The 26,744-nt window shown below is 67.0% G+C and carries 24 protein-coding genes and 1 pseudogene; 7 read left to right on the top strand and 18 right to left on the bottom strand.

Features of this window, described 5'->3' with window-relative positions; all coding sequences use genetic code 11:
• Positions 1-36 precede the first annotated feature (36 nt).
• Positions 37-861, top strand: a complete 825-nt coding sequence (locus HWX00_RS15670) for a response regulator (protein ID WP_244131174.1) — start codon at positions 37-39, stop codon at positions 859-861.
• Between the two features lie 14 nt (positions 862-875).
• On the opposite strand, the gene HWX00_RS15665 is transcribed toward HWX00_RS15670, so the two are convergent.
• The 3 genes from HWX00_RS15665 to HWX00_RS15655 all read right to left on the bottom strand — a co-directional run bounded on the left by HWX00_RS15665 (position 876) and on the right by HWX00_RS15655 (position 5,360).
• Positions 876-2,189: a right-handed parallel beta-helix repeat-containing protein gene (locus HWX00_RS15665; RefSeq protein ID WP_034186165.1), complete on the bottom strand. Its 1,314-nt coding sequence runs from the start codon at positions 2,187-2,189 to the stop codon at positions 876-878.
• A 679-nt stretch (positions 2,190-2,868) separates the two neighbouring features.
• Positions 2,869-4,176 (bottom strand): dicarboxylate/amino acid:cation symporter, encoded by a 1,308-nt coding sequence (locus tag HWX00_RS15660; RefSeq protein ID WP_069245982.1) that lies wholly within the window; start codon positions 4,174-4,176, stop codon positions 2,869-2,871.
• 299 nt (positions 4,177-4,475) lie between these two features.
• A complete protein-coding gene (locus HWX00_RS15655; RefSeq protein ID WP_175026792.1) occupies positions 4,476-5,360 on the bottom strand; it encodes a LysR family transcriptional regulator in 885 nt (294 codons plus the stop codon).
• Between the two features lie 78 nt (positions 5,361-5,438).
• On the opposite strand from HWX00_RS15655, the gene HWX00_RS15650 reads away from it, so the two are divergent.
• Positions 5,439-6,740, top strand: coding sequence for an aspartate aminotransferase family protein (locus HWX00_RS15650; RefSeq protein WP_175026791.1), 1,302 nt, complete (start codon positions 5,439-5,441; stop codon positions 6,738-6,740).
• A 72-nt stretch (positions 6,741-6,812) separates the two neighbouring features.
• On the opposite strand, the gene HWX00_RS15645 is transcribed toward HWX00_RS15650, so the two are convergent.
• Positions 6,813-7,562 carry an SDR family oxidoreductase gene (locus tag HWX00_RS15645; RefSeq protein WP_034186161.1) on the bottom strand — a complete coding sequence of 250 codons (750 nt, stop codon included), beginning with the start codon at positions 7,560-7,562 and terminating at the stop codon, positions 6,813-6,815.
• A gap of 101 nt (positions 7,563-7,663) precedes the next feature.
• Between HWX00_RS15645 and HWX00_RS15640 the strand changes: the two genes are divergently transcribed.
• The 3 genes and pseudogenes from HWX00_RS15640 to HWX00_RS15630 all read left to right on the top strand — a co-directional run bounded on the left by HWX00_RS15640 (position 7,664) and on the right by HWX00_RS15630 (position 9,952).
• Positions 7,664-8,581, top strand: a complete 918-nt coding sequence (locus HWX00_RS15640) for an AraC family transcriptional regulator (protein WP_175026790.1) — start codon at positions 7,664-7,666, stop codon at positions 8,579-8,581.
• 73 nt (positions 8,582-8,654) lie between these two features.
• Positions 8,655-9,497: pseudogene (locus tag HWX00_RS15635) on the top strand (AraC family transcriptional regulator); the annotation flags it as partial.
• A 47-nt stretch (positions 9,498-9,544) separates the two neighbouring features.
• Positions 9,545-9,952: a DUF2000 domain-containing protein gene (locus HWX00_RS15630; protein WP_034186158.1), complete on the top strand. Its 408-nt coding sequence runs from the start codon at positions 9,545-9,547 to the stop codon at positions 9,950-9,952.
• Between the two features lie 35 nt (positions 9,953-9,987).
• On the opposite strand, the gene HWX00_RS15625 is transcribed toward HWX00_RS15630, so the two are convergent.
• The 4 genes from HWX00_RS15625 to HWX00_RS15610 all read right to left on the bottom strand — a co-directional run bounded on the left by HWX00_RS15625 (position 9,988) and on the right by HWX00_RS15610 (position 13,340).
• Complete coding sequence (locus tag HWX00_RS15625; RefSeq protein ID WP_034186157.1) at positions 9,988-10,338, bottom strand: VOC family protein; 351 nt, start codon at positions 10,336-10,338, stop codon at positions 9,988-9,990.
• Between the two features lie 65 nt (positions 10,339-10,403).
• Positions 10,404-11,327, bottom strand: coding sequence for a DMT family transporter (locus tag HWX00_RS15620; protein ID WP_175026789.1), 924 nt, complete (start codon positions 11,325-11,327; stop codon positions 10,404-10,406).
• Between the two features lie 13 nt (positions 11,328-11,340).
• Entirely contained in the window at positions 11,341-12,330 is a 990-nt protein-coding gene (locus tag HWX00_RS15615; protein WP_175026788.1) for a 2OG-Fe(II) oxygenase, read from the bottom strand.
• 29 nt (positions 12,331-12,359) lie between these two features.
• Positions 12,360-13,340, bottom strand: a complete 981-nt coding sequence (locus tag HWX00_RS15610) for a hypothetical protein (RefSeq protein ID WP_175026787.1) — start codon at positions 13,338-13,340, stop codon at positions 12,360-12,362.
• A gap of 133 nt (positions 13,341-13,473) precedes the next feature.
• Here HWX00_RS15610 and HWX00_RS15605 point away from each other — a divergent pair, with 133 nt between their 5' ends.
• On the top strand, positions 13,474-14,325 hold the full coding sequence (locus HWX00_RS15605) for a LysR substrate-binding domain-containing protein (RefSeq protein ID WP_034186154.1): 852 nt from the start codon (positions 13,474-13,476) through the stop codon (positions 14,323-14,325).
• Positions 14,326-14,414: 89 nt separating this feature from the next.
• Here the strand turns inward: HWX00_RS15605 and HWX00_RS15600 are convergent, their stop codons facing one another.
• The 5 genes from HWX00_RS15600 to HWX00_RS15580 form a co-directional block, all read right to left on the bottom strand.
• Positions 14,415-15,116, bottom strand: a complete 702-nt coding sequence (locus HWX00_RS15600) for an ABC transporter ATP-binding protein (protein WP_006484776.1) — start codon at positions 15,114-15,116, stop codon at positions 14,415-14,417.
• A complete protein-coding gene (gene livG, locus HWX00_RS15595) occupies positions 15,116-15,889 on the bottom strand; it encodes a high-affinity branched-chain amino acid ABC transporter ATP-binding protein LivG (RefSeq protein WP_059556876.1) in 774 nt (257 codons plus the stop codon). Before livG ends, HWX00_RS15600 begins: the two co-directional genes overlap by 1 nt.
• Positions 15,886-17,157, bottom strand: coding sequence for a high-affinity branched-chain amino acid ABC transporter permease LivM (locus HWX00_RS15590; protein ID WP_049035043.1), 1,272 nt, complete (start codon positions 17,155-17,157; stop codon positions 15,886-15,888). The genes livG and HWX00_RS15590 overlap by 4 nt, the downstream gene beginning before the upstream one ends.
• Positions 17,158-17,168: 11 nt before the next feature.
• The gene (livH, locus tag HWX00_RS15585; protein WP_034186151.1) at positions 17,169-18,095 is read right to left on the bottom strand and encodes a high-affinity branched-chain amino acid ABC transporter permease LivH; all 927 of its coding nucleotides are present in this window, start codon (positions 18,093-18,095) and stop codon (positions 17,169-17,171) included.
• Between the two features lie 183 nt (positions 18,096-18,278).
• Positions 18,279-19,397 carry a branched-chain amino acid ABC transporter substrate-binding protein gene (locus HWX00_RS15580; RefSeq protein WP_006484706.1) on the bottom strand — a complete coding sequence of 373 codons (1,119 nt, stop codon included), beginning with the start codon at positions 19,395-19,397 and terminating at the stop codon, positions 18,279-18,281.
• A gap of 833 nt (positions 19,398-20,230) precedes the next feature.
• Between HWX00_RS15580 and HWX00_RS15575 the strand changes: the two genes are divergently transcribed.
• Entirely contained in the window at positions 20,231-20,830 is a 600-nt protein-coding gene (locus HWX00_RS15575; RefSeq protein WP_226194115.1) for a hypothetical protein, read from the top strand.
• A gap of 78 nt (positions 20,831-20,908) precedes the next feature.
• Here HWX00_RS15575 and HWX00_RS15570 read toward each other — a convergent pair whose 3' ends face one another.
• The 5 genes from HWX00_RS15570 to HWX00_RS15550 are packed head-to-tail and all read right to left on the bottom strand — an operon-like array spanning position 20,909 to position 26,736.
• Positions 20,909-21,841: an amidohydrolase family protein gene (locus tag HWX00_RS15570; RefSeq protein ID WP_175026785.1), complete on the bottom strand. Its 933-nt coding sequence runs from the start codon at positions 21,839-21,841 to the stop codon at positions 20,909-20,911.
• Positions 21,842-21,843: 2 nt separating this feature from the next.
• Positions 21,844-23,166: an MFS transporter gene (locus HWX00_RS15565; protein WP_059556878.1), complete on the bottom strand. Its 1,323-nt coding sequence runs from the start codon at positions 23,164-23,166 to the stop codon at positions 21,844-21,846.
• An 11-nt stretch (positions 23,167-23,177) separates the two neighbouring features.
• Entirely contained in the window at positions 23,178-24,416 is a 1,239-nt protein-coding gene (locus HWX00_RS15560) for an MFS transporter (RefSeq protein WP_059556879.1), read from the bottom strand.
• Entirely contained in the window at positions 24,413-25,693 is a 1,281-nt protein-coding gene (locus HWX00_RS15555) for an MFS transporter (protein ID WP_034186145.1), read from the bottom strand. The genes HWX00_RS15560 and HWX00_RS15555 overlap by 4 nt, the downstream gene beginning before the upstream one ends.
• Positions 25,690-26,736 carry an amidohydrolase family protein gene (locus HWX00_RS15550; protein WP_175026784.1) on the bottom strand — a complete coding sequence of 349 codons (1,047 nt, stop codon included), beginning with the start codon at positions 26,734-26,736 and terminating at the stop codon, positions 25,690-25,692. The genes HWX00_RS15555 and HWX00_RS15550 overlap by 4 nt, the downstream gene beginning before the upstream one ends.
• Between the last annotated feature and the right edge of the window lie 8 nt (positions 26,737-26,744).

Genomic DNA, 26,744 nt, shown 5'->3' with positions numbered 1-26,744 from the left:
CCGCAGCTTGCCCGAGCCCTTGTCATCGCGATCTTCGTGACGCTCGTTGTGCGTCCCAGCGCACCGAAAACCGCGACGATTCAGTGTCAAACACGCTTGACCGGATGTAAATCCGACGTTAGCCCATGGAAAAACGGCGTCGCATACGACCAAAGTATTAAGACTTTTCGAAAACCCCGGATTCCCTATGAGCGAAAGAGATCTGCCTCCGACTTTATTTTTATTTTCATGAAAATACTCATTGTCGATGATCATCCGGTTCTGCGAGACGGCGTGGCGACGTTGTTGCACCAGGACAATGGCGGGATGATCGACATTCAGGCGGGCAACGCCGACGACGCGTTGCGGCTGCTCGAGCTGCACACCGACCTCGACGTCATCGTCCTGGATCTGAAAATGAGCGGCATGGACGGTTTCGCCGCGATTGACGGGATCACGCAGCTGCGGCCCGAGTTGCCGATCGTCGTGCTGTCTTCGTCCGAGGACCCGCAGGACGTACGCGCGGCATTCACGCGCGGCGCGCTCGGCTACGTCCCCAAGTCCGCCACCGCGCACACGCTGCTGTCGGCCATCAAGATGGTGATGAACGGCGAGCGGTACGTGCCGCCGCTGCTGCTCGACATGCAATCGGCGCATCGCGACCCGCCGTCCGCGCACGAACCCGACAGCCCGCGCCTGACGTTGCGCCAGCTCGACGTGCTGCGCCTGATCGCGGAAGGCGTGCCGAACAAGCTCATCGCCGACCGGCTCGGCCTGTCCGAGAAAACCGTGAAAGCCCATATCACCGCCATCTTCAAGGCATTGCACGTGCGCAATCGCACCCAGGCCGCGGCCGCGGGCCAGCGCCTGGGGCTCCTCTGATCGTCGTCGCGACGTCATCGTGCGGCGCCGGCCGCCGGCGCCGCACTGCCCGACGACTGCATCAGGCCGGTGCGCACCTGCGGCATCGCCGTCGTCGCCGCGCCCGCGGCCGCGATCGTGCCCGACGACGATGCGCCGACCGGCGGCACCAGTGCGACGCCATCCAGCGTATTGCCGCTGGCGACGATCCGGCTGGCCGTGCATCCGCTCGACAGCAACGACACCGCGCTACCCGCGATCGCTGCGAACGTGTTGCCCGCGACCTCGAAGTCGCATACGTTGCCCAGCGCCCGGAATCCCGCATAGCCCGATCCCGTCACGCGATTGCGCGTGACCGTCACGGTCGACACCGTGCCCGACCACGTGTCCAGTTCGAGCGCCGCCTGCTGCGTCGGCTGCAACCCGTTGTTCACGGTCGAATTCTGGACGTTGGTCACCACGTTGCCGTCGATCACGACGTTCGACACGCCGTAGGTCTTCCAGCTGTCCTCCTGCGCCAGCAGGATGCCCGCCGCCTTCTGCACGCCGTCGACCGTGTTGTTCGAGATCGTCACGGCCTGTCCGCCGACCACCGCAATACCGCGCCCCCACGCGTTTCCCGACACGGTGTTGCGATCGATCAGCACGTTGCTGCTGACGCGGCCGTCTCCCAGATAGCTGACGACGGCGATCAGGTCGTCGCCGGTCCCCTTCACCGTATTGTTCTGCACGAGCACGTTGGTCGAGCCGTAGGTCGTATGGATGCCGTCGGCCAGCGTGGCGCTCACCGTATTGCCGACGATCGCGACGTTGCTGCCGCCGAACACGAAGATCCCGGCGCTGGCGCCGCCCTGGATCGTCACGCCGAGCACCTGGACACCCGTGCCCGTCACCTCGACCTTGGTCGACGCCGGCGTCGTGAGCCGCGTGGTGCCGGTACCGACCAGCGTCACGCCCACCAGCGTCGAGCCGGCGCCGCTCATCACGATCGTCTGGTCGGACGGGTTGGTCGCGACGAGCGTCGCGCCGTAGCCCGACACCACGACGCCCGACGTCGCCACCGACAACGAGCGGCTGACCGTGTAGCGTCCCGGCGCGAGGATCAGCGTCTGTCCGGCCTGCAACGCGTTGAGCGCGGCCTGCAACGCATCGGTCTGGTCGCTGCCGTCGCTTGCCGCCCGGACCGTCACGGCCGCCGGCACGGCCCGTACCGCCGGACGCGCCCGCGCGGCATGGCGCGGCGCCGTGTACTCCGTGAGCGTCGCGGCGCAAACCTGAACCGGAAAGCTGGCAACGGCGCACGCCCATGCGACAACCGCGGCGCCGACGATACGAAATGACCTGGTCATGATGACCCCCTCGATAGGCATTCGCCCGACGCGGCGCACGATGCGACGGCATCCGGTCGCACGGCATCGACGGTCGGCCGGCGCACCGGCACGACGTGTGTCGACCCTCTGGGCGTAACGATTTGGTCCGGATCCGGTCCGGAAACAGTCGGGCAACGCCCGTGTCAGGCGATTGCCCCTCGTCTGCCGATACAGGCGGGCCGCTCCCCCAAGAGCGGTCGACGTCGACGGTGCCGGCAGCGTGCGACCGTCGGGCGACATGCCGAAGCGCTTGCGCGAGCGACGCGGGCCGGTCGGCTTCGTGTTCCGTCCCGTACGATCATGTCGCTCGATTGGAAGTCTATTTCGCCGTCGGCGCGCGTAAATCCGACAGAAGCCCCGCGACCGTCGTAGGACGGGTCCCGAGCCTGTATCGCCACGGAGAACGAGACGGCGTACGACTCGTCAGGCCGGCACGCGTGCGTGGTGCGGCATCGAGCGGAACGTCGGGAGAGAGGGGACGGGCCGCAACCGGGATCGAAATCCCGATCGGGCAGGTGCGGGTATCAGACGCGGTGGATGTGCCTGATATTCAGGACTGCGTTTTAATTCAGACTTGCCGATCCCGCACGGGACCGGACACGGACGACGTGCGCAGACGCATGATTCGGCGTCTGCGCGCGGAAGATGACACGGCCGCTCAGGCGCCGACGGTCTGCTTGTTCGACGCGGCCAGTTCCGCGTCCATGAGCGCGGCGTGCGCCTGCGCATCGCTCTCCGACAGCAGTTCGCCCTCCCACTTGGCCACCACCGCACTGGCGATCGAGTTGCCGACCGCATTGGTGGCCGAGCGCCCCATGTCGAGAAACGTGTCGACACCGAGGATCAGCAGCAGGCCGGCTTCCGGGATGTTGAACTGGTGCAGCGTCGCCGCGATCACGACGAGCGATGCGCGCGGCACGCCCGCCATGCCCTTCGAGGTCAGCATCAGCACGAGCAGCATCGACACCTGCGTGCCGAGCGACAGGTGAATGCCGTAGGCTTGCGCGATGAACAGCGACGCGAACGTGCAGTACATCATCGAGCCGTCGAGATTGAACGAGTAGCCCAGCGGCATCACGAAGCTCGAGATCTTGCGCTTCACGCCGAAACGGTCGAGCGCGTCGAGGATCTTCGGATAAGCGGCCTCCGAGCTCGCGGTCGCGAACGACAGCATGAACGCTTCCTTGATCAGCACCAGCAGCTTGAATACGCGCGGGCCGATGAACAGCAGCCCGGCCAGCACCAGCAAGGTCCAGAGCAACGTCAGGCTCAGGTAGAAGTCGGCCATGAACACGGCGAACTTGTACAGGATCGACAGGCCGTTGACCGCGACCGTCGCCGCCATCGCGGCCATCACCGCGAGCGGCGCGAGCTTCATCACGTAGCCGGTGATCTTCAGCATCATGTGCGACGTCTGTTCGATCACGGCCACGAGCGCCGCGGCCCGTTCGCCGAGCGAAGCCAGCGCCACCCCGCAGAACATCGAGAACACGACGATCTGCAGGATCTCGTTGTTGGCCATCGATTCCGCGAAGGATTTCGGCACCATGTGCCCGATGAAGTCCTTCAGCGTGAACTTCGCCGTCGCGAGATTCGCCGTCGCGCCGATATCGGGCAGCGGCAGGCCGAGGTTCTCGCCGGGCCGCAGGAGGTTCGACATCAGCAGGCCGAGCAGCAGCGACAGCAGCGACGCCGTCACGAACCAGCCCAGCGCCTTCGTGAACACGCGTCCGACCGACGCCGCATCGCCCATGTGCGCGATGCCGACCACCAGTGTCGAAAACACCAGCGGGCCGATCACCATCTTGATCAGGCGCAGGAACACGTCGGACACCAGCGAGATATAACCGGCGATCTCGGTCGCGGCCTTCTTGTCCGGAAAATTGGTGTAAATCATGTAGCCGATGATGATCCCCATCACCATGGCGGCCAGGATCCAGACGGCCGCGCCTCCCCTTCTCTTCATGATAAGGATTCCTTTTCATCAGGAACGAGTGAACCTCGTCGAAATTGATTGGCCGACCCGCCGCGATCCAGCGCCACGGGGTCGCTTCGATCCGTCTCCGCCGAATCGGGCCGGTCGCACCGGCGCCTTACAGATCGCTTCCGTACCTGCGTGGAAGGCACCGCCTGCTTCGCCGGATACCCGATCCTCCCGTTTCATATTCCGGCGCACAAGGCGCGCTGACATTCATTGACAATCCATCCGCAGACGGACCGAATCGATCCGGAAATCCATTCTCGAAAACCCGCGGACATCGCGCGTCACAACAGCGGCAACGCATTCCGGATGTGCTCGGCAAACGCTGCCGTCAGATGCGACGGCCGTTTCCGGTCGAACTTCAGCGTAATGCCGACAGCCGGCAGCGGCGGCAGCCGCGGGCCGCCGACGACGATCGCGAGGTCGGCCGGCACGGCCGTCTGCGTCATCACCGCGAACGCCTGCCCCGAGCGCACCAGCGCGATCAACCCCGCGAGGCTGCTGCTCGCATACGCGACGCGGTAATCGCGGCCGACGCGATCCAGCGCGTCGCACGCCGCGATGTGATCGAGCGTGTCGCGATCGGACAGCGCGAGCGGCAGCGGATCGAAATGCTCGGGCTCCAGCCCCGGATAACCGATCCACACGAGTTGCTCGCGGCGAATGATGTCGGCGTGCGCGCCGTCGTCCGGCAGCGAAATCATCGCGAGATCGACCGCGCGTTTCTCCAGCTGTTCGAGCAGCCGCGGCGTCGGCCCGCACACGACCTCGACGATCGCCTGCGGATGCTGGCTCGAAAACTGCCGCAGCAGCGACGGCAGCCAGACCGCCGCGTAATCGTCCGGGCACCCGAACCGGATCGACCCCGACAACCCCGTGCCGCACAGATCGGCCATCGCCTCGTCGTGCAGCCGCAGGATGCGCTGCGCGTGCACGAGCAGCCGCTCGCCCGGATGCGTCAGCACCACGCCGCGGCCGGTGCGCTGGAACAGCGGCTGGTCGACGACTTCCTCGAGCCGCTTCATCTGCTGGCTGAGCGCGGACTGGGTCCGGCCGACGCGCGCCGCCGCGCGGCTGAGCGCGCGCACCTCGGCGATCACGACGAACGACCGCAGCAGGTCGATTTCAAGCGAAAGTCCCAAGGTATTAGCTCCTTTTCTACCTTGCATAAGAACTATTCGTTTCCATCAAACCAGACGCGCGCCTAGACTGCAAGCGATCCCAGCCCTTTTGCGCGGAGACGCCCGATGTCCCTGAACGACGACGCAACCTTCTGGCGCAACGCCAGGCAGCACCTGGTCCGCTACGGCGGCACGTTCGAGCCGATGATCATCGAGCGCGCGAAAGGCAGCTTCGTCTACGACGCCGACGGCCGCGCGATCCTCGATTTCACGTCGGGCCAGATGAGCGCGGTGCTCGGCCACTGCCATCCGGAGATCGTGTCGGTGATCAGCGACTACGCGGGCAAGCTCGACCACCTGTTCAGCGGCATGCTGTCGCGGCCGGTCGTCGATCTCGCGACGCGCCTCGCCGACGTCACGCCGCCCGGGCTCGACCGCGCGCTGCTGCTCAGCACCGGCGCGGAATCGAACGAAGCGGCGATCCGGATGGCGAAGCTCGTCACCGGCAAGTACGAGATCGTCGGCTTCGCGCAGTCGTGGCACGGGATGACGGGCGCGGCCGCGTCGGCCACGTACAGCGCGGGCCGCAAGGGTGTCGGCCCGGCGTCGGTCGGGTCGTTCGCGATTCCGGCGCCGTTCGCGTACCGGCCGCGCTTCGAGCGCAACGGCGCGTACGACCCGCTCGCCGAACTCGACTACGCATTCGACCTGATCGACCGCCAGTCGAGCGGCAACCTCGCCGCGTTCATCGCGGAGCCGATCCTCAGCTCGGGCGGGATCATCGAGCTGCCGGAAGGCTATATGGCGGCGCTCAAGCGCAAGTGCGAGCAGCGCGGGATGCTGCTGATCCTCGACGAGGCGCAGACGGGCGTCGGCCGCACCGGCACGATGTTCGCGTGCCAGCGCGACGGCGTGACGCCCGACATCCTGACGCTGTCGAAGACGCTCGGCGCGGGCCTGCCGCTCGCGGCGATCGTCACGTCCGCGGCCATCGAGGAGCGTGCGCACGCACTCGGCTACCTGTTCTACACGACGCACGTATCCGACCCGCTGCCGGCGGCCGTCGGCCTGCGCGTGCTCGACGTGGTGCAGCGCGACGGGCTCGTCGCGCGCGCCAACACGATGGGCGACCGGCTCCGGCGCGGGCTGCTCGACCTGATGGAGCGGTTCGACTGCATCGGCGACGTGCGCGGGCGCGGGCTGCTGCTCGGCGTCGAGATCGTCAAGGATCGCCGCACGAAGGAGCCGGCGGACGGGCTCGGCGCGAAAATCACGCGCGAGTGCATGAACCTCGGGCTCAGCATGAACATCGTGCAGCTGCCCGGCATGGGCGGCGTGTTCCGGATCGCGCCGCCGCTGACCGTCAGCGAGGCGGAGATCGCCCTCGGCCTGTCGCTGCTGGAGCAGGCGATCACGCGCGCGCTGTAACGCGCGTCCCCGCCTCGCACGAACCGTCGTGCCGGGTTGCCCGACCGGCACGACGGACGCCCGCCCGATCGATCAGCCTGCTTCCGCCGCCCACGCGTGCGCATCGGCACCGGCCGGCATGTGCAGCGGGCTCGACGGATCGGTCGCCGCACGCCATACGGCTTCGGCGACATCCTGCGCATGGGTGATCGGCCCCGTCGCATCGAGCATCCGCGCGACGGCCTTCCCGACGAATTCCGCATACGCCTCGTGCTCGAAACCGTGCATGTTCGCGCGTGCGTTGTCGCCGAAACGCGTGTCGGGCGCACGGCCCGGCAGCACGAGATGCGTGCGCACGCCGAACGGCGCAAGTTCGACCGCCATCGATTCGGTGAACGCATTGACCGCCGCCTTGCTCGCGCGGTAAGCGCTGACCAGCGGCAGCGCCTTCAGGGTGACGCTCGACGTGACGTTCACGACCACGCCGGCGCCGCGCTGGCGAAACTGCGGCAGCACGGCCTGCGTGAGCGCGATCGTGCCGATCGTGTTGGTCTCGAACAGCGCGCGCACCGTGTCGAGCGGCGTCAGTTCGGCCGGTGCGGCCGCGCCGAAGCCGGCGTTGTTGACGAGTACGTCGATCGGGCCGGCCGCGTCGATCGCGGCGCGGATGCTGTCCGCGTTCGTCACGTCGAGCGGCAGCACGCGCAGGTTAGCCGACGGCGGCAGCACGTCCTCGCGCGGCGTGCGCATCGTCGCGACGACCCGCCAGTCGCGGGCCAGGAAATGGCGCGCGATCTCGAGGCCGAAGCCGGAGGAACAGCCGGTGATCAATACGGTCTTCATGCAAACTCCTGTGACGGGTGGGGCAGGTGTTCGTACGATAGATGGCTGGATCCGTATTCGCTACAATCTAAAATCCGCTTTTCATTTGCGAGAGTCCGGCGATGATCGACCCGCTGACCGAAGTCGTGACGCTGCTGCAACCGGGCGCGCGGCACTCGAAGTACGTGCGCGGCGCGAGCCCGTGGGCGATCAGCCGCACGGTCGCCGGCGAGCCGTTCTACTGCGCGATCCTCGACGGCGGGTGCCGGATCGCGATCGACGGGCATGCGCCGATCGAGCTGCTGCCCGGCGATTTCATGCTGATTCCGGCCGCGCACGGCGTCGCGATGTCCAGCCTCGAACCGCCGGCGCCGGGCGTCGAGACCGCACCGCCCGTCGCGCTCGAGCACGGCGAATACCGGATCGGCGATCCGGCCAACCCGGTCGACACGCGGATGATGGCGGGCAACTGCAGCTTCGGTTCGCCCGACGCCTCGCTGCTGGTGTCACTGCTGCCCCGCTTCGTGCACGTGCGCGGCGAACCGCGGCTGACCACGCTCGTGCAACTGGTGCGCGACGAATCGCGCGCGCAGCGGCCTGCCCGCGAGATCGTGCTCGCGCGCCTGCTCGAAGTGTTGCTGATCGAGGCGCTGCGCTTCACGTCCGGCACGAACGCGTCGCCGGGCCTCGTGCGCGGCCTTGCCGACAACCGCCTGGCCGCGGCACTCCGCCAGATGCACGAACGCCCCGCGCACCCGTGGACGATCGTCGAACTCGCGAAGGAAGCCGCGCTGTCGCGCTCGACGTTCTTCGAACGCTTCAGCCGTGCGGTCGGCGTCGCGCCGATGGAATACCTGCTGACGTGGCGCATGGCGCTCGCGAAGGACCTGCTCCGCCGCAACGAGGGCCGCATCGCGGAGGTCGCGGGGCGCGTCGGCTACAGCTCGGCCAGCACGTTCAGCGTCGCCTTCACGCGGCACGTCGGCCGGCCGCCCGCGCAATATGCGCGTGAAGCACAGGCGGCGGCGAACGACGCATGAGCCGCGCCCGCCGCCGCCATCCCGCGACCTGCGTACACTATCCGTCACGCAACGACCACGCGCGAGGCATCCGATGACGACAACCGCCACGACCGACCACTGGCTCGTCGCACGGCGCGATGCGGAAACCGGCATCGAAAGCCTGCACGCGCATTTCACCGGCCATGCGTACGACGCGCACGATCACGACGACATGCTGGTCGGCTTCACCGAACAGGGCGTGCAGCGCTTCCAGTGCCACCGGTCGCTGCATACCAGCGTGCCGGGCCGCGCGATCCTGATCGAGCCGGGCGCGATGCACGACGGCCACGCGCCCGAGGCCGGCGGCTTCACCTACGGCATGCTGTACCTGCCGCAAGCGTGGGTCGAGCGCGCCGCGCGCCGGCTGAACCTGCCGGGCCTCGGCGGCGTCGAAGCCACGTTCGGCCATACGCTCGTCGACGACCGCAGCCTCGTCGACGCGATCCGCAACGCATTCTTCGCGATCCACGACAGCGAAGGCCGGCTCGCCCGCGACCAGACGCTCGACCGCCTGCTGACGCGGCTCGGCGGCGAACTGCGCGGCCCGCCCGCGCTGGAAAGCGGCGTCGTGCCGCCCGCGATTGCCCGCGTGCGCGACCTGCTGCATGCACACATGGACGGCAATATCGGCCTCGATGAACTGGCGGGCGTCGCCGGCATCGACCGATTCCGGCTGACGCGGATGTTCCAGCGCGCCTTCGGCACGTCGCCGCACGCGTACCTCGTCCGCCTGCGGCTGCGCGCCGCGCGCCGGCTGCTGGCGGCCGGCCGCACGCCCGCGCAGGCGGCCGCGGACGTCGGGTTTGCCGACCAGAGCCATCTGGGCCGCTGGTTCCGCCGCGCGTACCGGATCACGCCGGCCGCGTACCGACAACTCTGCACAAACGTTCCAGACCGATCGCGCGCGGCATCCGATCATGGACGCTCCAACCAGGAGCAAGCATGTTCGATACGAAAGTAGCGCTGATCGTGCGCGACGATCTCGCCGCATGGCAAAAACTCAACGTGGTCGCGTTTCTCGCGACGGGGGTCGCGGCCGGCGCGCCCGACGCGCTCGGCGAACCTTACGAGGATGCGGCCGGCCGCCGCTACGGCCGGATGCTCGGCCAGCCGATGCTGGTATTCGCGGCCGACCTGAACGGGTTGCAGGCCGCGCACCGGCAGGCGCTATCGCGCGAACTGACGATCGTGCCCTACGTGCGTGCGATGTTTTCGACCGGCCACGACGCAGCCAACCGCGCGGCGTTTCGCGCCGAGGATGCGGCCAATCCCGATCTGGTCGGTCTGGCGCTGCACGGGCCGAAGAAGGCCGTGGACAAGGCGGTGAAGGGGCTGGCGTTGCATGCCTGAACGTCGCCGCGCGGAAGCTTGCCCGACGCGTCGGGTCAGCGATGCGCGAGCACGTTGACGAGCTTGCCGAACGGATCGCGCACGTAAAAGCGCCGCACGCCCCACGGCTCGTCGGCCGGCCCGTATTCGACGGGAATGCCGGCCGCGCGAACCCGTTCGAGCGCTTCGTCGACGTCGTCGACCTCGATCGACAGATCGGGGGTCGGCGTGCCCGATCCGCCCTGCGACGCGAAGCTGATCTGTACGTCCATCTGCTCGGCATTGCCGTAGGTCGCGATCCAGCCGTGATCCATCAGCAGGTCGAGACCGAAGATCTGCCGGTAGAAACGCGTTGCGTCGTCGACCGACCGTGTGTCGATGTTGGCGACGATCCGTTTGACTTTCATCGGGTTCCTTCGCGAGTCGGGTTGTCTCGCGACGCTACACCGGAATCGCCCGCGCGGCCAGCCCGTCAGCGCCCGGCCGCCTTCATCTCCGCCCGCCGCGCCCGCGGGGGCCGCTCGACGCGCCTGCCCGCCAGCCACACACCGATCGCGACGACGACGATGCCGAGATAGGTCGTCACCTCGATCCGGTCGCCGAACATCCATGCGGCCCACAACAGCGTCACCGGCGGCTCGAGATAGACGAGGGTCGCCACGCGCGTCGCAGGCATGCGCTTGAGCAGCGCCCACAGCGACAGGTACGCGATGAAGGTCGAGAACACCGTCAGCCACACGACCGACACCCATACGTTCGGCTGTGTCGGCACATGCAGATTGCCCGTGACGATCCCGCACGCGGCGAACAGCACGAGGCTCACGCACCCTTGCACGAACAGCGGCAGGAACAGCCCGTCCTCGTTGCTGCGCGCGGCCGTCAGCGCGCGCCGCCGCTGATAGATCGTCGCGATCGACAGCCCCAGCGCGGACACCAGCGGCAACAGGTACATGACGATCCCGACCGACCCGGCCGGCAACGCATATTGCCCGCCGATCACGATGCCCACGCCGACGAACCCGACGACGAGCCCGGCCCACTGGCGCGCCCCGCTGCGCTCGCTGCCCTCGAGCGACGTCATCGCGGCCGTGATGAGCGGCTGCAACGCCGCGACGATCGCGGCGATGCCCGGCGGCAGCCCATGCTGAATCGCGATGTACACGCAGGTCAGGTAAAGAAACTGCGACAGGAAGCCGATCACCGCGTGATAGCGGATTTTTTCGAGCGTCAGGCGCCCCAGCCGCCGGTTGAGGACGACCGCCAGGCACAGCGTGACGAGCAGGAACCGCCAGAACAGCAGGTTGAACGCACCGGCCGTCTCCGCGCCGAGCTTCGCGCCGATGAAACCGGAACTCCACGACAACACGAAAACGAGCTGAAGCAGGAATAGCTGCATGGGGCGACGGCTCTCAGAAGGGGGCCGGAGACAGGCGCTGGTCGTCCAGGTCTTCGGGGCGAATCGGTTCGAGCCCCAGGCGGCGGTACTGCAATTCGGCGTCGTCCCGGAGGGCGCGCTGCAGCGCCAGCCAGTTGACGATCGTGCGGGGAATGCCGTCGTCCGACGCGAGATGCCAGAACCCGTTGTCGTCCTCGCGCGTGTACGGGCAATGAAACGACAGCACCAGCGACATGCGGCGTCCGGCCTCGACCGGCTCGACGCCATGGAACAGCTTGCTGCCGTAGATGAGCAGCGCGTCGCCCGCGCGGTCCAGGTTCGCGGTCTTCACATGCCGGCGTTCCTTGTCGTGACGATCGAACGTTTCCGCGGTCGATTCGTAGAACAGAAAGTTGCCGCCCTCGTAATCGGCGCGATCCGACAGCACGACGTTCAGCACGAAACTCGTGCCGTCGGTATGCCACATGCCGAGCGGCGCGTTGCCGCCTTCGCGCGAGTCCGTCGGATAGTAGTAATTGAACTGCGACCGCGCATTGACCATCGGATACGGAATCAGCGGGGCGCCGGCAAGACGCGACACCCGCATCAGGAACGCGCGGTCGTGCATCATGTCGTCGATGAAGCGCGACCGGTTCGTCACCGCGCGCACGCGCTTCGAGATGATCCAGTCGCTGCTCGACGCGCTGCGCTCCAGCGCGCGGCCGATCTCGCGCAACGCGCTCACCGCCTCGTCGGAGAACAGCCCGCGCAGATGGCACACCGCGTTCAGCGAATCGGAACGCGTGCCGCGCATCGGCACCTCGCGATAGCCGAGATCGTCGAGGTTGCGGCGGTATCGCACCTCGTAACCGTCGCGCAGGCATGCGCTCGTCCAGCGCATCGGTTCCGTCGCTGCGTCCAGCGTGCCGTCGACGTTCACGCCGGCCGACAGCGACGTCCGCAACGCGAGCCTCACCCGGTCGAACCCGCGCGCAAACACCGGCAATGCATTTCCCTTGTTCATCGCGTGCCTCGCTGTCGGCATTCCGGCATTCAGCCCTTGAACTGCGCGATCTGGTAGACAACGCTGCCGCCCCCGCTGCGCAGCTCCTCGATCACGCGGCAATTGCCGTGGCTCAGGCGCACGTTGCGGAATTGCTCCGGCGTGTACTTCAGGCAGACGTTGGTGATCAGGTGCCCGTCGGCGCCCGCCCTCGACACCGGTTGCAGCGTGACCGCGACGTGAAACTGGTCGCCGAGCAGATTGAGCCGCACGATCGACACATGATGCTCGCCGAGCGGCTCGAAGCCCTGCTGCCGGCTGACGATTTCGGAGAACCGCACCATGTTCTCGTTGCGGTAGAAGTTGTAGATCGGCTCTTCGCGCCCCTCCACGAGCAACTGCATCTCCGATACGACGTAGGTCGACTTCCCGCCGAGCGTGCGGATCAGCCGGCCGATCGTCACCGGCAACTCGTTGCCCTCCTGGAACCCGAGCATCGTGATGAACGTCACGTCCTGGCCCAAGTGGATGTGGTTCCACTGCACGTTCCGGTAATCGTCGGCGATGTAGTTGAAACAGCCGGGCGTTTTCAGGAACGGCATGATCGCGTGCCGCATCGTGTCTTCCGACGACTCGTTGATGTCGACGGCCGTGTAGCGCAGATGGTCCGGCCCGCCGCCGCTGACGGCCCTCATCAGCTCGGTCGTCTTGACCGGCTCGGGCCCGAGCTCGATGTAGTGGACATCGCGGCCGCGCGACAACGTGGCCAGCCGCTCGCTCAACGCGCCGATCGCTTCGCGCAACGAACCGTTGCCGTCGCGATCCGCACACAGCGCCGGGCTCCGCACGCCCAGCTCGTTCAGGTTTCGCATCAGCGAGAAGACTTCGCGCCCCGCTGCCCTGCGCCGCGCGTCATCGTCCGTGCGCTTCAGCGTCGAATACTTTTCGTGATTCTCGACCGTCCATACCGACTCCGCCTTCAGCTTCCTGTCCCGCACCAATGCATCTACGACAAAATCATTGATCGACATGAATCGTTCCCCGGATGCGTGCAACGCCCGACCGGCTGCCTGCCGTTGTCTGCCTGTTGACCCGAGAATATGGGATGCCCAATAATTCCGTCAATCGACATTACCTGAATCACTGATTCGGAAAAACCAAATCATGCCGCGCACCCTGGACGTCGACCTGCTGCGAACCTTCCACGCCGTCGCGAAGCTCGGCCGCTTCAAGGATGCGGCCGCTCACGTGAACCGCAGCCCGTCGTCGGTCACCGCGCAGATTCAGAAGCTGGAGGAAATGGTCGCGCAGCGCCTGTTCACGCGCAACAACCAGGCCGTCGAACTCACGCAGTTCGGCCACAAGCTGCTGAGCGACACCACCGAGTTCCTGCTGAGCCACGACCGGCTCGTCGAATCGCTGTCGCCGCAGATGTTGACCGGCAAGCTGCGGCTCGGTATCCCGGATTCGTACGCGGCGCACTTCATGGCGGAATTCCTGCCGCGCTTCGCCGCCGACCGGCCGCTGCTCGAACTGACCGTCGAGGCGCGCTCCAGCGAAGAATTGCAGCAGCTGTTCGCGCGCGGCCAGCTCGACATCACGATCGCCGTCGTGTCGAAAGCGCCGCCGCACGCCGAGCTGCTCAGCAAGACCCATCCGGTGTGGGTCGCCGCGCGCACGTTCAAGTTCAATCCCGATGCGCCGCTGCCGATCGCGGTGCAGCTGCAGGGCTGCCCGTATCGCGACACCGCGCTGAACGCGCTGAAGAAGGCGAAGATCGCGCACCGGATGCTGCTCGAGAGCGCCAGCTCGCCCGCGGTCGAAGCCTGCATCGCGAACGGCCTCGCGGTCGGGCTGATCGAGCACGATCGCGTGTCGGGCAACCTGACGAGCCATGTCGCCGGGATCGTGCTGCCCGATCTGCCGCCGCATCTGATCACGATCCTGACGGACGACAGCAATCGCGCCGCGCTGCATCTGCGCGACGTGCTGAAAAGCACGTTCAGGATCGGGTAGGAAAAGCAAGGCCGGGAACCGGCCCTGCATGCGGAAACGTCGAGAGCCGGACACCGCCGGCCCGTTGCAGGCCGGCGGCTTCCCGTCGCTCAGCCGCCGAGATACGCCTGCTTGATACGGTCGTTCGCGAGCAGGTTCGCGCCCGTGTCCGCCAGCACCACGCGCCCCGTTTCGAGCACGTAGCCGCGATCGGCCACACCGAGCGCCTTGTTCGCGTTCTGCTCGACGAGGAACACCGTGACGCCTTCGTCGCGGATCGTCCGGATGATGTCGAAGATCTGCGCGATCACGAGCGGCGCGAGGCCGAGCGTCGGCTCGTCGAGCAGCAGCAGGCGCGGCTTGCTCATCAGCGCGCGGCCGATCGCGAGCATCTGCTGCTCGCCGCCCGACATCGTGCCGGCCCGCTGCGCCGCGCGCTCCTTCAGGCGCGGAAACAGCTTGAACACGTGCTCGATGCCGTCGTCGATCTCGTGGCGGCTCGCGAAGAAGCCGCCCATCTTCAGGTTTTCGAGCACCGTCAGGCTCGGGAACACGCGCCGCCCTTCCGGCGAGATCGCCATCCCCTGCCGCATGATCTGGTGCGTCGACATCGCGGTGATGTCGTTGCCCTCGAACAGCACGCGGCCCGACGAGGCGCGCGGCGTGCCGCACACGGTCATCATCAGCGTCGTCTTGCCGGCGCCGTTGCTGCCGATCAGCGTGACGATCTCGCCCTTGTTCACCTCGATCGACACGCCCGCGAGCGCCTCGACCGCGCCGTAGTGCGTATGGACCTGTTCCAGCTTCAGCATCACTCTTCCCCCAGATACGCCTTGATCACGCGCGGGTCGTTGCGGACCGCTTCCGGCGTGCCGATCACGATCGGCCGGCCGTGCTCCATCACGAGGATGCGGTCGGACACGCCCATCACGAGGCTCATGTCGTGTTCGATCAGCAGCACCGATACGCCGAATTCACGGCGCAGCGTGTCGATCAGGTGCTGCAGCTCGATCTTTTCCTGCGGGTTGAGGCCGGCTGCCGGCTCGTCGAGCATCAAAAGCCGCGGATCGGTGATCATGCAGCGCGCGATCTCCAGACGCCGCTGGTGCCCGTACGACAGCGTGCCGGCCGGGCGGTTGGCGACCGACGTCAGCCCCATCCGGTCGAGCCACACGGCCGCGCGCTCGAGCGCCTCCTTCTCCGCGTGACGATACGCGGGCGTCGCGAACAGCCCGTGCAGCAACCCCGCCTTCACCTTGCGATGCTGCGCGACGAGCAGGTTCTCGACGACGGTCAGCGACTTGAATAGCCGAATGTTCTGGAACGTCCGCACGAGGCCCTTCAGCGCGATCTTGTGGCTCGGCAGCCCGGCGATCGGGTGGCCGTCGAGTTCGACCGCGCCGCCGGTCGGCCTGTAGAAGCCGCCGACGCAGTTGAACACCGTGGTCTTGCCCGCGCCGTTCGGCCCGATGATCGCGAACACCTCGTCGCGGCGCACGTCGAAATCGATGCCGTCCACCGCGAGCAACCCGCCGAAGCGCATCTGCAGCCCGGCGACCTTCAACAGTTCCGTATTCACGCTCATCGCGGCAGCTCCACGTGGGGACGGCTCGCGGGCAGCAGGCCCTGCGGACGCCACATCATCATCAACACCATCACGAGACCGAAGATCAGCATCCGGTACTCGGCGAACCCGCGCGCGACTTCCGGCAGCACGGTCAGCAGGATCGCCGCGAGAATCACGCCGAGCTGCGACCCCATCCCGCCGAGCACGACGATCGCGAGGATCAGCGCCGATTCGATGAAGGTGAACGATTCCGGATTCACGAGGCCCTGGCGCGCCGCGAAGAACGCGCCGCCGATCCCCGCGAACGCCGCGCCGAGCGTGAATGCCGACAACTTGATGCGCGTCGGGTTCAGGCCGAGCGAACGGCACGCGATCTCGTCGTCGCGCAGCGCTTCCCACGCGCGGCCCATCGGCATGCGGATCAGGCGGCTCGTCACGAACAGCGTGAAGCCGACCAGCACCAGCGCGATCAGGTACAGGAAGATCACCATGTGCTCGCCGCTGTATTCCAGCCCGATCAGTTCATGGAAGGTCTTCGCGCCTTCGACGCTCGCCGAGCGCGCCATCTCGAAGCCGAACACCGTCGGCTTCGGAATGCCCGAGATGCCGTCCGGGCCGCCGGTGAGGCTCGTCAGGTTGTTCGCGAGCAGGCGGATGATTTCGCCGAAGCCGAGCGTGACGATCGCGAGATAGTCGCCGCGCAGGCGCAGCACCGGGAAGCCGAGCAGGAAGCCGAACGTCGCCGCGGCGATCGCCGCGATCGGCAGGCACGCCCAGAACGACAGCCCGAAATACTGGTTCAGCATCGCGTACGTATAACCGCCGACCGCGTAGAACCCGACATAGCCGAGATCGAGCAGGCCCGCGAAACCGACCACGATGTTCAGCCCGAGGCCGAGGATCACGTAGATCAGCGCGAGCGTCGCGACGTCCACCGCACCGCGCGAACCGAAGAACGGCCACACGAGCCCGACCGCGAGCAGCACCCAGATGATCGCGCGCTGCTGCCGCGCGCCCATCGCGGGCGCCGCCGGCAGTTTCACGGCCGCTTTCGCGCGCACGAGCCACGGCTTGAACAACTGGAACAGGAACACGGCCGCGACCGCGATCCACACCGGCCGCCAATGCGGCGTCAGCACGACCTGGTAGCCGTCGAGCTTCAGCTGCAGGCCGAGCACCGGGATCGTGAGGATCGCCGTCAGCAACGCGGCGGCCACGGCATTTTTCAGCGCCTGGCCGAGCGAAGCGTCGGCGGCCGGGCGGCGAACGGAAATGACTTGACTCATCTGCGTCTCCCTCAGACCTTTTCGATGTCCGACTTGCCGAGCAGGCCGGTCGGGCGGAAGAGCAGGATCAGCACGAGCAGCCCGAACGCGACGACGTCCTTGTACTCGGCCGGCATGTAGCCCGCGGCGAAGGTTTCGGCGAGGCCGAGCAGCACGCCGCCGAGCATCGCGCCCGGGATGCTGCCGATCCCGCCGAGCACCGCGGCGGTGAACGCCTTGATGCCCGCGACGAAACCGATATACGGATTCAGCTTGCCGATCGTCAGCCCGATCAGCACGCCGCCGACGGCCGCCAGCATCGCGCCGAGCACGAACGTGAACGAGATCACGCGGTTCGTGTCGATGCCGAGCAGGTTCGCCATCTTCATGTCCTCGGCGCATGCGCGGCACGCGCGGCCCATCCGCGAATGCGAGATGAACAGCGTGAGCGCGATCATCAGCACGAGCGTCACGCAGACGATCATCAGGCGCGAATACGGGACGGTCACGTCGAAGTCGCCGCCGAGATGGATGTCGAACGCGCCGGAGATCAGCACGGGCACGGACACGTCGCGCGCCCCCTGGCCGATCTGCACGTAGTTCTGCAGGAAGATCGACATGCCGATCGCGGAGATCAGCGGCACGAGGCGCGGGCCGCCGCGCAGCGGGCGGTACGCGACGCGCTCGACCGCGAAACCGTACAGGCCGGTGACGATCACCGACACGATCAGTGCGGCGCCGAGCACGAGCGGCAGCGGATAACCGGCGGAAATGCCGATGGCCGTGAGGGTCACGAGGCCCACGTACGCGCCGATCATGTAGATCTCGCCGTGGGCGAAGTTGATCATGCCGATGATGCCGTAGACCATCGAGTAGCCGATGGCGATCAACGCATAGATCGCGCCCAGCGTCAGGCCGTTGACCAGCTGCTGGGCGAATTGCGGAAAGAAGTCAGTCATGTGCGGGAAGCTCCCGTTGGCGCTGGGTCGCCTGCCGCCGCCGGATCACGGCGTTCGGCCGCGCGCAACGCACGGTGTCGTCTCGGGCCGCCCGTTGGCCGCGCGATGGGCCGATGCGCGGCCAATACGCGCCCGCCCCGTCCGGGTCTCGGACAGGGCGGGCGCGCGGGCGGGTACGCCGTATTACTTGGCGGCGGTCTTCGTCGCGTCCTTGTGCCACGTGTAGACGACGAACTTGAACGCCTTCAGGTCGCCCTGCGCGTCGTACGCGACCTTGCCGATCGGCGTGTCGAACGTCGTCTTGTGCATGTACGCGGCGACCTTCGTCGGGTCGGTCGTCTTCGCTCCCGCGATCGAGTCGGCGATGATCTTCACCGCTGCGTACGACGGCATCTGGAACGGACCGTTCGGGTCGCGCTTCTTGTCCGCGAACGCCTTCACGAGCGCCGCGTTGGCCGGGTCGGCCGAGAAGTCGGCCGGCAGCGTGACGAGCATGCCTTCCGAGGCCGGGCCGGCGATCGCCGTCACGTCCTTGTTGCCCACGCCTTCAGGCCCCATGAACGTGGCCTTCACGCCCTGCTCGCGCGCCTGGCGCATCAGCAGGCCCATTTCCGGGTGGTAGCCGCCGAAGTAGACGAAATCGACGCCCTGCGACTTCAGCTTCGTGATGATCGCCGAGTAGTCCGAATCGCCGGCGTTGATGCCTTCGAACAGCACGACCGGGATCTTCGCGGCCTCGAGGTCCTTCTTCACCGACGACGCGATGCCCTGGCCGTACGACTGCTTGTCGTGCAGGACGGCGACCTTCTTCGGCTTCACGTTGTTGATGATGTAGTGCGCGGCGGCCGGCCCTTGCTGGTCGTCGCGGCCGATCGTGCGGAAGATGAAGTGGCGCTTCTTGCCTTCGGTCAGCTGCGGCGCGGTCGCCGACGGCGTGACCATCACGATGCCTTCGTTCTCGTAGATGTCCGAGGCCGGGATCGTCGAACCCGAGCACACGTGGCCGATCACGTACTTGATCTTCTGGCTGACGATCTTGTTGGCGACGGCGACGGCCTGCTTCGGTTCGCACGCGTCGTCCATCATCACCACTTCGAACTTGTTGCCGCCCGCACCGCCTGCCGCGTTGATCTGTTCGATCGCGGTCAGCGCGCCGGCCTTCACCATGTCGCCATACTGGGCGACCGAGCCGCTCATCGGACCAGCAATGGCGATCTTCACGGTTTCCGCTTGCGCGGCGGCGGCGCCGGCGGCGAACAGCACGGCGGCAACGGAAATGGACGTAAGACGGGACAGCGTCATCTGGGAGCTCCTCGATGTTGTTTAGTCATACGGGCAAAGGCGGCATGACTTGCGCAATCGAACAGCACCCGGGGCGAGGACATGGGACACGCCCGAGACACATAGAAGACGGAACTCCAGCGGAATGTTGCGTAGCGGGGCCCGGCTCTTGCAGTCCCCGGAGGGGGACGTCTGGTTCGGAAAGACATCGTGATGCGTCTTGCATTGCGCAAGCGTTTCGCCTGCCCCGCTTGCCAGATCGCTGGTTCGGAGGGATGGTCCGACAGCCATTGGCAAGGCAGTCGAAATTATATGGGCGTTTTTAAATCGTCTGTCAAAAATGCCTGTCGACTGAGGGAAAACACGTAGGGTTTGGGTGTTGTACGGTGGCGACGAGGGCGCAACCCCGGTGGGGCGGGAACGTTTGCGTGGGGTGCAATCGGGTTGCGATAACAGGTGGCGGGATAGATCGGTGCCTTGTCGTGCAAGGGTTTGGGCGATTCTTCGCCGAGTCCGGCACGATCGGAGGGTGCCAGGAGGCCGATCGCGAAAAATCAATCAACTGACGATTGGGGCAGCAAGCACCAATGAGGGGCGTTCGCGCGAAGCGGTAAAACCTTCCATTCACCGACGATTTCATCGTCACAGAAAGCAAATTGTTATTTTCATGAAATAATACGAACTCGCTTCTGCAATCCAGCCAGCCTTCCCGCGAACCGCGCCACCGCGCTTCGCCGCGTCGCTTCAGGGCCGCACCAACGCCCGTCCGTCGTTCAGTCTCGCCAGCCAGTGATCTGCCGTTTTTCTCCATGCACATCACCTGATTGGGATCGCTGATGAGTCACGCTCTTCGCTTGTCTTTCGCCGCTGCGTTCGTGTGGACGCTTTCCGTTTCCGTAGCCGACGCCTCGGAGCGCGGCACGCTGGCCGATCGGTCGGCCGGCGCCAATGTGTTTCGCTCGGAGCGTCGTGCTGCCGGTCGCGACGAGGTGCGTGCGCGGCGCGTCACTCGACGCGCGCAGTATGCCGTGCCCGCGGAACGCAGCCCGTTCGATACGCCCGATACGCGGCCGTTGCGAGTGTCCGGCAATACGCTCGAAGCGAAAACGCCGGCCGGACATGCATCCGGCTTCGTCTTGCCTGCGAATCGCGTCGCGCTCGGCGCGGGCGGCAGCGACAGCCTCGGGCGCGCGTTGCCCGGATCCGAACAGCGCGCACGGAACTGGAACGAATACCTGCGGAACAACGGTTCGAAACCGGTCGGCAGCGGCGGGGCGTATGCGCCGACGCGGCCGTACGATGCCGCACGCGGTCCGCACGGGACGCCGAATCCGTACGATCCGTCCGTACCGCAACCGGAAACACGGACGTTTTTCGACAACGGCGCGGGCACGCATTGCACGGCTACCGGAGGCGCGGGGACGTCGTGGTCGTCCTGCAATATCGCCTGGTGACGCAGGGTGGTAACGCCGCGCGGCGCGTCAATCCAAGTCCGCGCATGCGCGCCCGTTCGCGACCTCATCCTGTCCGCGCTATGCAAACCCGTACAGCTTCGCGGGGTTCGCAACGAATATCAGCTGCTGCCAGTCCGGACGCCCGATCCAGCCGGCGATCACGTCCAGCAGGCTCGCGTCGTCCGGCTTGTCCGTCTTCTGCGTCGGGTGCGGCCAGTCGGTGCCCCAGAGCATGCGCTCCGGCGCCATGCCGATCAGCGCCTTCGCGACCGGGGCGACGTCCTCGTAGGCAGGCGCGCCCGTCTTGCTGTCGACGTACGGGCCGGACAACGTGATCCACGTATGGCCCTTGTCGACGAGGCGTTGCGCGGTACGAAGCGCGGCCGACGCCAGCCCGCCGGGCTGCGGCACGTGCGCGATATGGTCGATGACGAGCGGACAAGGCAGCGCCGCGAGATGCGGCTCCAGCTCCGGCAGCCGCGCGCCCTGCACCACCAGCTCGATGTGCCATCCGAGGTTCGCGATACGCGCGGCGAGCGGCGCCAGCATGTCGAGCGTCGTCGCGCCCGGATAGCTCAGGTTGAACCGGATCGCACGGATGCCGCCGCGATCGAGCACCCGGAGTTCGTCGTCGCTCACGGTGCCGTCGACGACGGCGACACCGCGCGCGTCGCCGCCGAACTGCGCGATCGCCGCGAGCGTGCAGCGATTGTCCGTCCCGTACGTCGACGGCGTCACGACCACGTTGCGCTTCACGCCGATCCGCGCCTGCACGCGCCGGTATTGCGCGACGGTCGCATTCGGCGGTCGCAGCGTCGTGCCCGGCGCGACCGGGAACCGGTCGTCGTAGATGTGCATGTGACAGTCGATCGCCCCGTCGGGCAGCCGGAACGCCGGCGGCTCGATGCCGCTCGACCACGTTTCGTCGGCGGCGGCCGGCCTCGGCAATGCAGCCGAAGCCAGCGTCGCGCCGGCGATCCGGAGGAATTCACGCCTCGCCATGCGTGCCATGATCAGATGGTCCCCGTCTTGCCGACCAGCTTGCCGGCCGCATGATTGCGCGTGAGCAGCAGCAGCGTCGCGACGCTCACGAGCGTGAGGATCGCGAGCGGCATCAAGGCGAGCGCGTAGCTGCCCGTCGCGGCCTTCACCCACCCGTACACGTTCACCATCAGCCCGCCGCCGAGCAGGTTCGCGATCGCATTGACCGTCGCGAGCCCGGCCGCCACGGTGCTGTTGGACAGCATGTCGGTCGCGAGTGCCCAGAACGGCCCCTTGAACGAATACGCGCCGACCAGCACCGCGCAGAGCATGCAGACCGTCGGCAGCAGCGAGCCGCTCAGCGACGTCGCGAACAGGCCCACGCCGATCAGCAGCATCGGCACGGCCGTGTGCCAGCGCCGTTCGCCGACACGGTCCGAGCGCCGGCCCCAGTAAACCATCAGCACGGAGGCCACCGCGTACGGCACCGCGTTCAGCAGGCCGGTCTGCATGACGGTCAGGCCGAACGACTTGAGCAGCTGCGGCTGCCACACGGACAGCGTGCTGCCCGCCGCGGACGCACACGTGTCGACGAGCGCGAGGCACAGCACGTAGCGGTTGCGGAACAGCTGCGTGAGCGGCAGCGACGGCACCTTCTTGCGGGTCTTGTGGCCGGCGGCAAGCGCGCCCGAGAGCCACGCGCGCTCGTCGTCGTCGAGCCACTTCGCGTTTTCCGGCTTGTTCGTCAGCATGAACAGGCATGCGATGCCGAGCAGCACGGTCGGAATGCCTTCGAGGATGAACAGCCAGTGCCATCCGCGCAGCCCCCAGACGCCGTCCATCTGCAACAGCAGCGCGGAGATCGGCGAGCCGATGAAGCTCGCGGCCGGAATCGCGACCATGAACGTCGCGACGATGCGCGCACGATACTGCGCGGGAATCCAGTACGACAAATAAAGCAGCACGCCCGGGAAGAAGCCGGCTTCGGCCGCGCCCAGCAGGAAACGCAGCACGTAGAACGTCGTCGCGTTGTGCACGAGCGCGGTCGCCGCCGACACGATGCCCCACGTGATCATGATCCGGGCGATCCAGATCCGCGCGCCGTATTTCTGCAGCGCGAGATTGCTCGGCACTTCGAAAAAGAAGTAGGAAATGAAGAACAGGCTGCTGCCGAAGCCGAAGACCGTCGCCGACATCCCGAGGTCGTGGTTCATCTGCAGCGATGCCATCCCCACGTTGCCCCGGTCGATAAAGGCAAGCAGGTAGCAGATCATCAAAAAGGGAATGAGTCGCCAGACGACCTTTCGTATGGTCCGGCGCTCGATCGCGGACGCTTCCATGAACCCGGTTTGCATGTTGTCTCCGTTTATTGTGCGCCTGGGCGCGTTCCTGTGAACCGTTGCCACGCGATGACCGCCATGACGCCGCACGCGAGCACGGCGGCCATTGCCGCGAAGGTGTGTCGCACGCCGAGCGCCTCGGATGCGCTGCCGACGAGCAGGTAACCGAACGGCATCGTGCCGTTGTAGGCCATGCCGTACATCCCGACGAGCCCGCCGCGCACGTGATCCGGGCACTGGCGCTGAATGGTCGCGTTCGTCGACGTGGCCGCGAACGTGAGGCTGAAGCCGAGCGCATAAAACGCGGGAATCGATCCGGCCGCATCGGTCGTCGCGGCCAGCACGGCAAGCGCGCCGACCGCCGTCCACGGTGCATACGCGATGAACCGGTGCGACGCGCGCGGCCCGAATGCCGACGACAGCAGCACCGCCGCGCTCAACGAGCCGGCGCCGGCGCACGCGAAGAACACGCCGGTAAAGCGCGCCGCATCGTGAAAGCCCTGGTCCGCGAGCAGCGGCACGAGCGTCTGGTAGCTGCCGGCGAACAGGCCGATGCACGCGAGAATCGGCAGATAGCGGGCCGAGAACGCATCGGACAGGACATAGCCGACCGCATCGCGCAGGCCGCTCTCCGCGCGCGACGGGCGGCCCGCCGACGCGGTCCGGATCGACCGCACGCACGCCGCCATGAAGCACAGCGCGAGCGCATAGATCGCAAACGACGTCCTTGGCCCCAGCGTCGGATAGACGAATCCGGCGATGGTCGGGCCGACCATGCGCCCGACGTTGTAGACCATCGTGTTCATCGCGACCGCGTTGGAGGTGTGCGTCGCGTCCTGCAGGCTCGTCAGCAGCAGCACCTGCCGCGCGGGCGTTTCCACCGCGCTCGACACGCCGATCGCGAGCGCATGCGCGAGGATCAGCTTCACGCCGAGCAGGCCGAGCAGCGACAACGTGAAGAGGCTGCCGGTCAGCAGCAGCGACGCCGTCAGCACGCAGAGCGTCACGCGGCGCGCGTTGGCCGCGCCGATGCGGGAGCCCGCCACCGGCGCGACGATCAACTGCGGCCCGTACAGCAGAAAGTTGAGCAGCGCGAGGATCGCCCCCGAGCCGGACAGGTGATAGACCAGCAGATTCAGCGTGACGTTCTGCGTCCAGCTGCCGAGTACCGACGCGACCTGCCCGCTCAGATAGCGCCGCAGCGACGCCTCGGACAGCGCCGGAAACAGCGTGCTCACCCACCCCGCTCGCGTTGCCACGCTCATGACAGCGCCTTTCCGCGCGTTTCGGGCGCGAACAGCACGACCGCGGCCGCGGCGACGAACGCGACGATCGTCGTCGCGAGCCCGAGCACGAAACCGCCCGACGTCGACGCCAGCGCGCCGATGATCAACGGCGCGATGAAGCCGCCGAGCCGCCCGCCGTTGTACGCGAGGCCCATGAAGAACCCGCGCGATGCCGTGTTGCCGATGATCTCCGCGAGGAACGGGCCGGCGCCCGCGAAGATGCCGTTCACGCTGAAGCCGGTCAGGAAGATCGCGGTCATCAGCAGCCACGGATTCGCCGACACGATGTACACGCCCACGGCCATCGCGCCGACCAGCAGATAGGCCAGGAACATCGGCCGCCGGCCGAGCCGGTCGACCCATGCCGAGAACAGCAGAAACCCGGCAATCGCGCCGAACTGCAGCGCAAGCACGAACTTGAGGCTATGCACGAAGTCGAGGTGCTTCACCGTGACGAGGAACGTCGGCGTCCACGTGAATACGCCCCAGTAGAGGTATTGCAGGAAGAAGATGAAGCAGAAGGCTGTGAGCAGGCCGCGCACGTTCAGCTTCTCGTGACTGGCCGCGTCGAGCTTGCGGGCGTGCGGCTTCGCGTGCCGGCGTTCGAGCCAGATCGGCGATTCCGGCGTCTTGCGCGCGACCCAGAACAGGATGAAGAACGGCGACGCGCCGATCAGGAACAGCAGACGCCAGCTGTCGCCGGCCAATCCGCCATGCGCGGCGCCGACGATGCCCGAGATCACGATCGCGAGGATCGCGCCGACCGGCAAGCCCATCTGCATCAGCGCGCCGCCCTTGCCGCGCCGGCTCGGGTGCCAGGTCTCCGCGATGAGCGCCGCGCCGGCGGTCCAGGTGCCGCCCATGCCGAGCGCGCCGAAAAAGCGCAACGCGGCGAACGAATGCGCGTCGGGCGCAAATGCGATCAGGCCGGAAAACAGCGAGTAGATGCCGACGCACAGCAACGCGGTGCGCACGCGCCCGATCCGGTCCGACACGAAGCCGAACAGAATGCCGCCGACGATCTGTCCGGCCGCCGTGACGCTCGTGAACAAACCGAGCTGCGCCTTGCTCAGCCCGAACTGCAGCGCGAGCGTCGGCAGCAGCAGCGAAAGCAGGAACGAGTCGTAGCTCTCGAAGGTCCAGCCGAGCCCCGCGAGCGTCAGCGAACGCCGCTCGATACGGGTCATGCGCGTACCGCCTTTTTCCGCGGCAGCGGACGCCCTCTCCTGCGTCGCCACGGTTGCACTCGTCTTCATGGGTTGTCTCCGGGAATTGCGATGCGATACGTCGATGCGGCCGTCCGGCTGAACAGCGCGGCCTTTTCGTCGGCCGACATCGCCGACGCGAGTCGTTTGAAGGCGTTCCACAGCACGCGATAGCCGAACATCCCCTTGTCGACGGGGAAGTTGCTCTCGAACATGCAGCGATCGACGCCGAAGCATTCGACGCAGGTATCGAAATACGGCTGCCACGCGGCCGCCAGTTCCTGCGACGACGGCGGCAGGTCGCGCGCGGCGAAATCGAAACCGAACACGCTCATGCCCGCGCCGCCGAGCTTCATGCGCGTGTTCGGCAGCGCGGCGAGACGCGCGAGTTGCCGTTGCCATTGCGCACGGACTTCCGCATGCCGGCCGGCATGCGGGCCCACGCCGACCGGGCCGCCGAAATGGTCGATGACCACGACGACGTCCTCGCATGCGCGCGCGAGTTCGTACAGGTCGTCGAGCTGCGTGTGATAGACCCAGGCGTCGAGCGACAATCCGTAGCGAGCGAGCGTCGTCACGCCCCGCCGGAAAGCCGGATCCGACATCCGGTCGCGCGGCGGCGTGACCGGGCTCGATCGCACGTCGGGGCTCGCATGCCACGCGAGCGGATTGCGGATCCCGCGCAGTCGTCCGCCGGACACCTGCAGCATCGTGTCGAGCACCGCATCGAGCGCCGCGCCGAGCGACAGATCGGCGCCGCCGACGATGGCCTCGCAGCACCGCGCGGGGCCGTATGCGCCGCTTTCGAACATCGCGGCGATGCCGCTCGCGAATTGCACTTCGCCGACCGGCTTGAGCGCATCCGGCCCGCTGGCACGCAACATCGAGCGACACTGCACATAGACCGTCGACACGACCCGATGCCCGCTGCGCACGTCCGCGCCGAATTCGTCCGCGAGATAGCGCCCGGTCTGGCGGCCCCACAGGTGATGATGGGCGTCGACGATGGCAAGCTCGGCTTCGAGCACCGGCTCGTCGCGCAATGCGAGCCACTCGGGCCTGACGGGCAGATGGGGCGCGTGAACGGTCTGCATCGCAATCG

Origin of the sequence: Burkholderia seminalis DSM 23518, assembly GCF_902832885.1 — a bacterium.
GTDB classification, from domain to species: domain Bacteria; phylum Pseudomonadota; class Gammaproteobacteria; order Burkholderiales; family Burkholderiaceae; genus Burkholderia; species Burkholderia seminalis.
Note: the sequence above shows the minus strand (reverse complement) of the source record. Positions and strands in the feature narration are given on the sequence as shown.

Bases quoted from the DNA above. Each gene is read 5' to 3' on its own strand.
- HWX00_RS15590 (WP_049035043.1), bottom strand. From the start codon at position 17,157: ATGAGTCAAGTCATTTCCGTTCGCCGCCCGGCCGCCGACGCTTCGCTC.
- HWX00_RS15655 (WP_175026792.1), bottom strand. From the start codon at position 5,360: ATGCAAGGTAGAAAAGGAGCTAATACCTTGGGACTTTCGCTTGAAATC.
- HWX00_RS15570 (WP_175026785.1), bottom strand. From the start codon at position 21,841: ATGGCACGCATGGCGAGGCGTGAATTCCTCCGGATCGCCGGCGCGACG.
- HWX00_RS15620 (WP_175026789.1), bottom strand. From the start codon at position 11,327: ATGCAGCTATTCCTGCTTCAGCTCGTTTTCGTGTTGTCGTGGAGTTCC.
- HWX00_RS15650 (WP_175026791.1), top strand. From the start codon at position 5,439: ATGTCCCTGAACGACGACGCAACCTTCTGGCGCAACGCCAGGCAGCAC.
- HWX00_RS15555 (WP_034186145.1), bottom strand. From the start codon at position 25,693: ATGAAGACGAGTGCAACCGTGGCGACGCAGGAGAGGGCGTCCGCTGCC.
- livH (WP_034186151.1), bottom strand. From the start codon at position 18,095: ATGACTGACTTCTTTCCGCAATTCGCCCAGCAGCTGGTCAACGGCCTG.
- HWX00_RS15665 (WP_034186165.1), bottom strand. From the start codon at position 2,189: ATGACCAGGTCATTTCGTATCGTCGGCGCCGCGGTTGTCGCATGGGCG.
- HWX00_RS15580 (WP_006484706.1), bottom strand. From the start codon at position 19,397: ATGACGCTGTCCCGTCTTACGTCCATTTCCGTTGCCGCCGTGCTGTTC.
- HWX00_RS15565 (WP_059556878.1), bottom strand. From the start codon at position 23,166: ATGCAAACCGGGTTCATGGAAGCGTCCGCGATCGAGCGCCGGACCATA.
- HWX00_RS15560 (WP_059556879.1), bottom strand. From the start codon at position 24,416: ATGAGCGTGGCAACGCGAGCGGGGTGGGTGAGCACGCTGTTTCCGGCG.
- HWX00_RS15615 (WP_175026788.1), bottom strand. From the start codon at position 12,330: ATGAACAAGGGAAATGCATTGCCGGTGTTTGCGCGCGGGTTCGACCGG.
- livG (WP_059556876.1), bottom strand. From the start codon at position 15,889: ATGAGCGTGAATACGGAACTGTTGAAGGTCGCCGGGCTGCAGATGCGC.
- HWX00_RS15625 (WP_034186157.1), bottom strand. From the start codon at position 10,338: ATGAAAGTCAAACGGATCGTCGCCAACATCGACACACGGTCGGTCGAC.
- HWX00_RS15610 (WP_175026787.1), bottom strand. From the start codon at position 13,340: ATGTCGATCAATGATTTTGTCGTAGATGCATTGGTGCGGGACAGGAAG.
- HWX00_RS15660 (WP_069245982.1), bottom strand. From the start codon at position 4,176: ATGAAGAGAAGGGGAGGCGCGGCCGTCTGGATCCTGGCCGCCATGGTG.
- HWX00_RS15645 (WP_034186161.1), bottom strand. From the start codon at position 7,562: ATGAAGACCGTATTGATCACCGGCTGTTCCTCCGGCTTCGGCCTCGAG.
- HWX00_RS15640 (WP_175026790.1), top strand. From the start codon at position 7,664: ATGATCGACCCGCTGACCGAAGTCGTGACGCTGCTGCAACCGGGCGCG.
- HWX00_RS15600 (WP_006484776.1), bottom strand. From the start codon at position 15,116: ATGCTGAAGCTGGAACAGGTCCATACGCACTACGGCGCGGTCGAGGCG.
- HWX00_RS15550 (WP_175026784.1), bottom strand. From the start codon at position 26,736: ATGCAGACCGTTCACGCGCCCCATCTGCCCGTCAGGCCCGAGTGGCTC.
- HWX00_RS15630 (WP_034186158.1), top strand. From the start codon at position 9,545: ATGTTCGATACGAAAGTAGCGCTGATCGTGCGCGACGATCTCGCCGCA.
- HWX00_RS15605 (WP_034186154.1), top strand. From the start codon at position 13,474: ATGCCGCGCACCCTGGACGTCGACCTGCTGCGAACCTTCCACGCCGTC.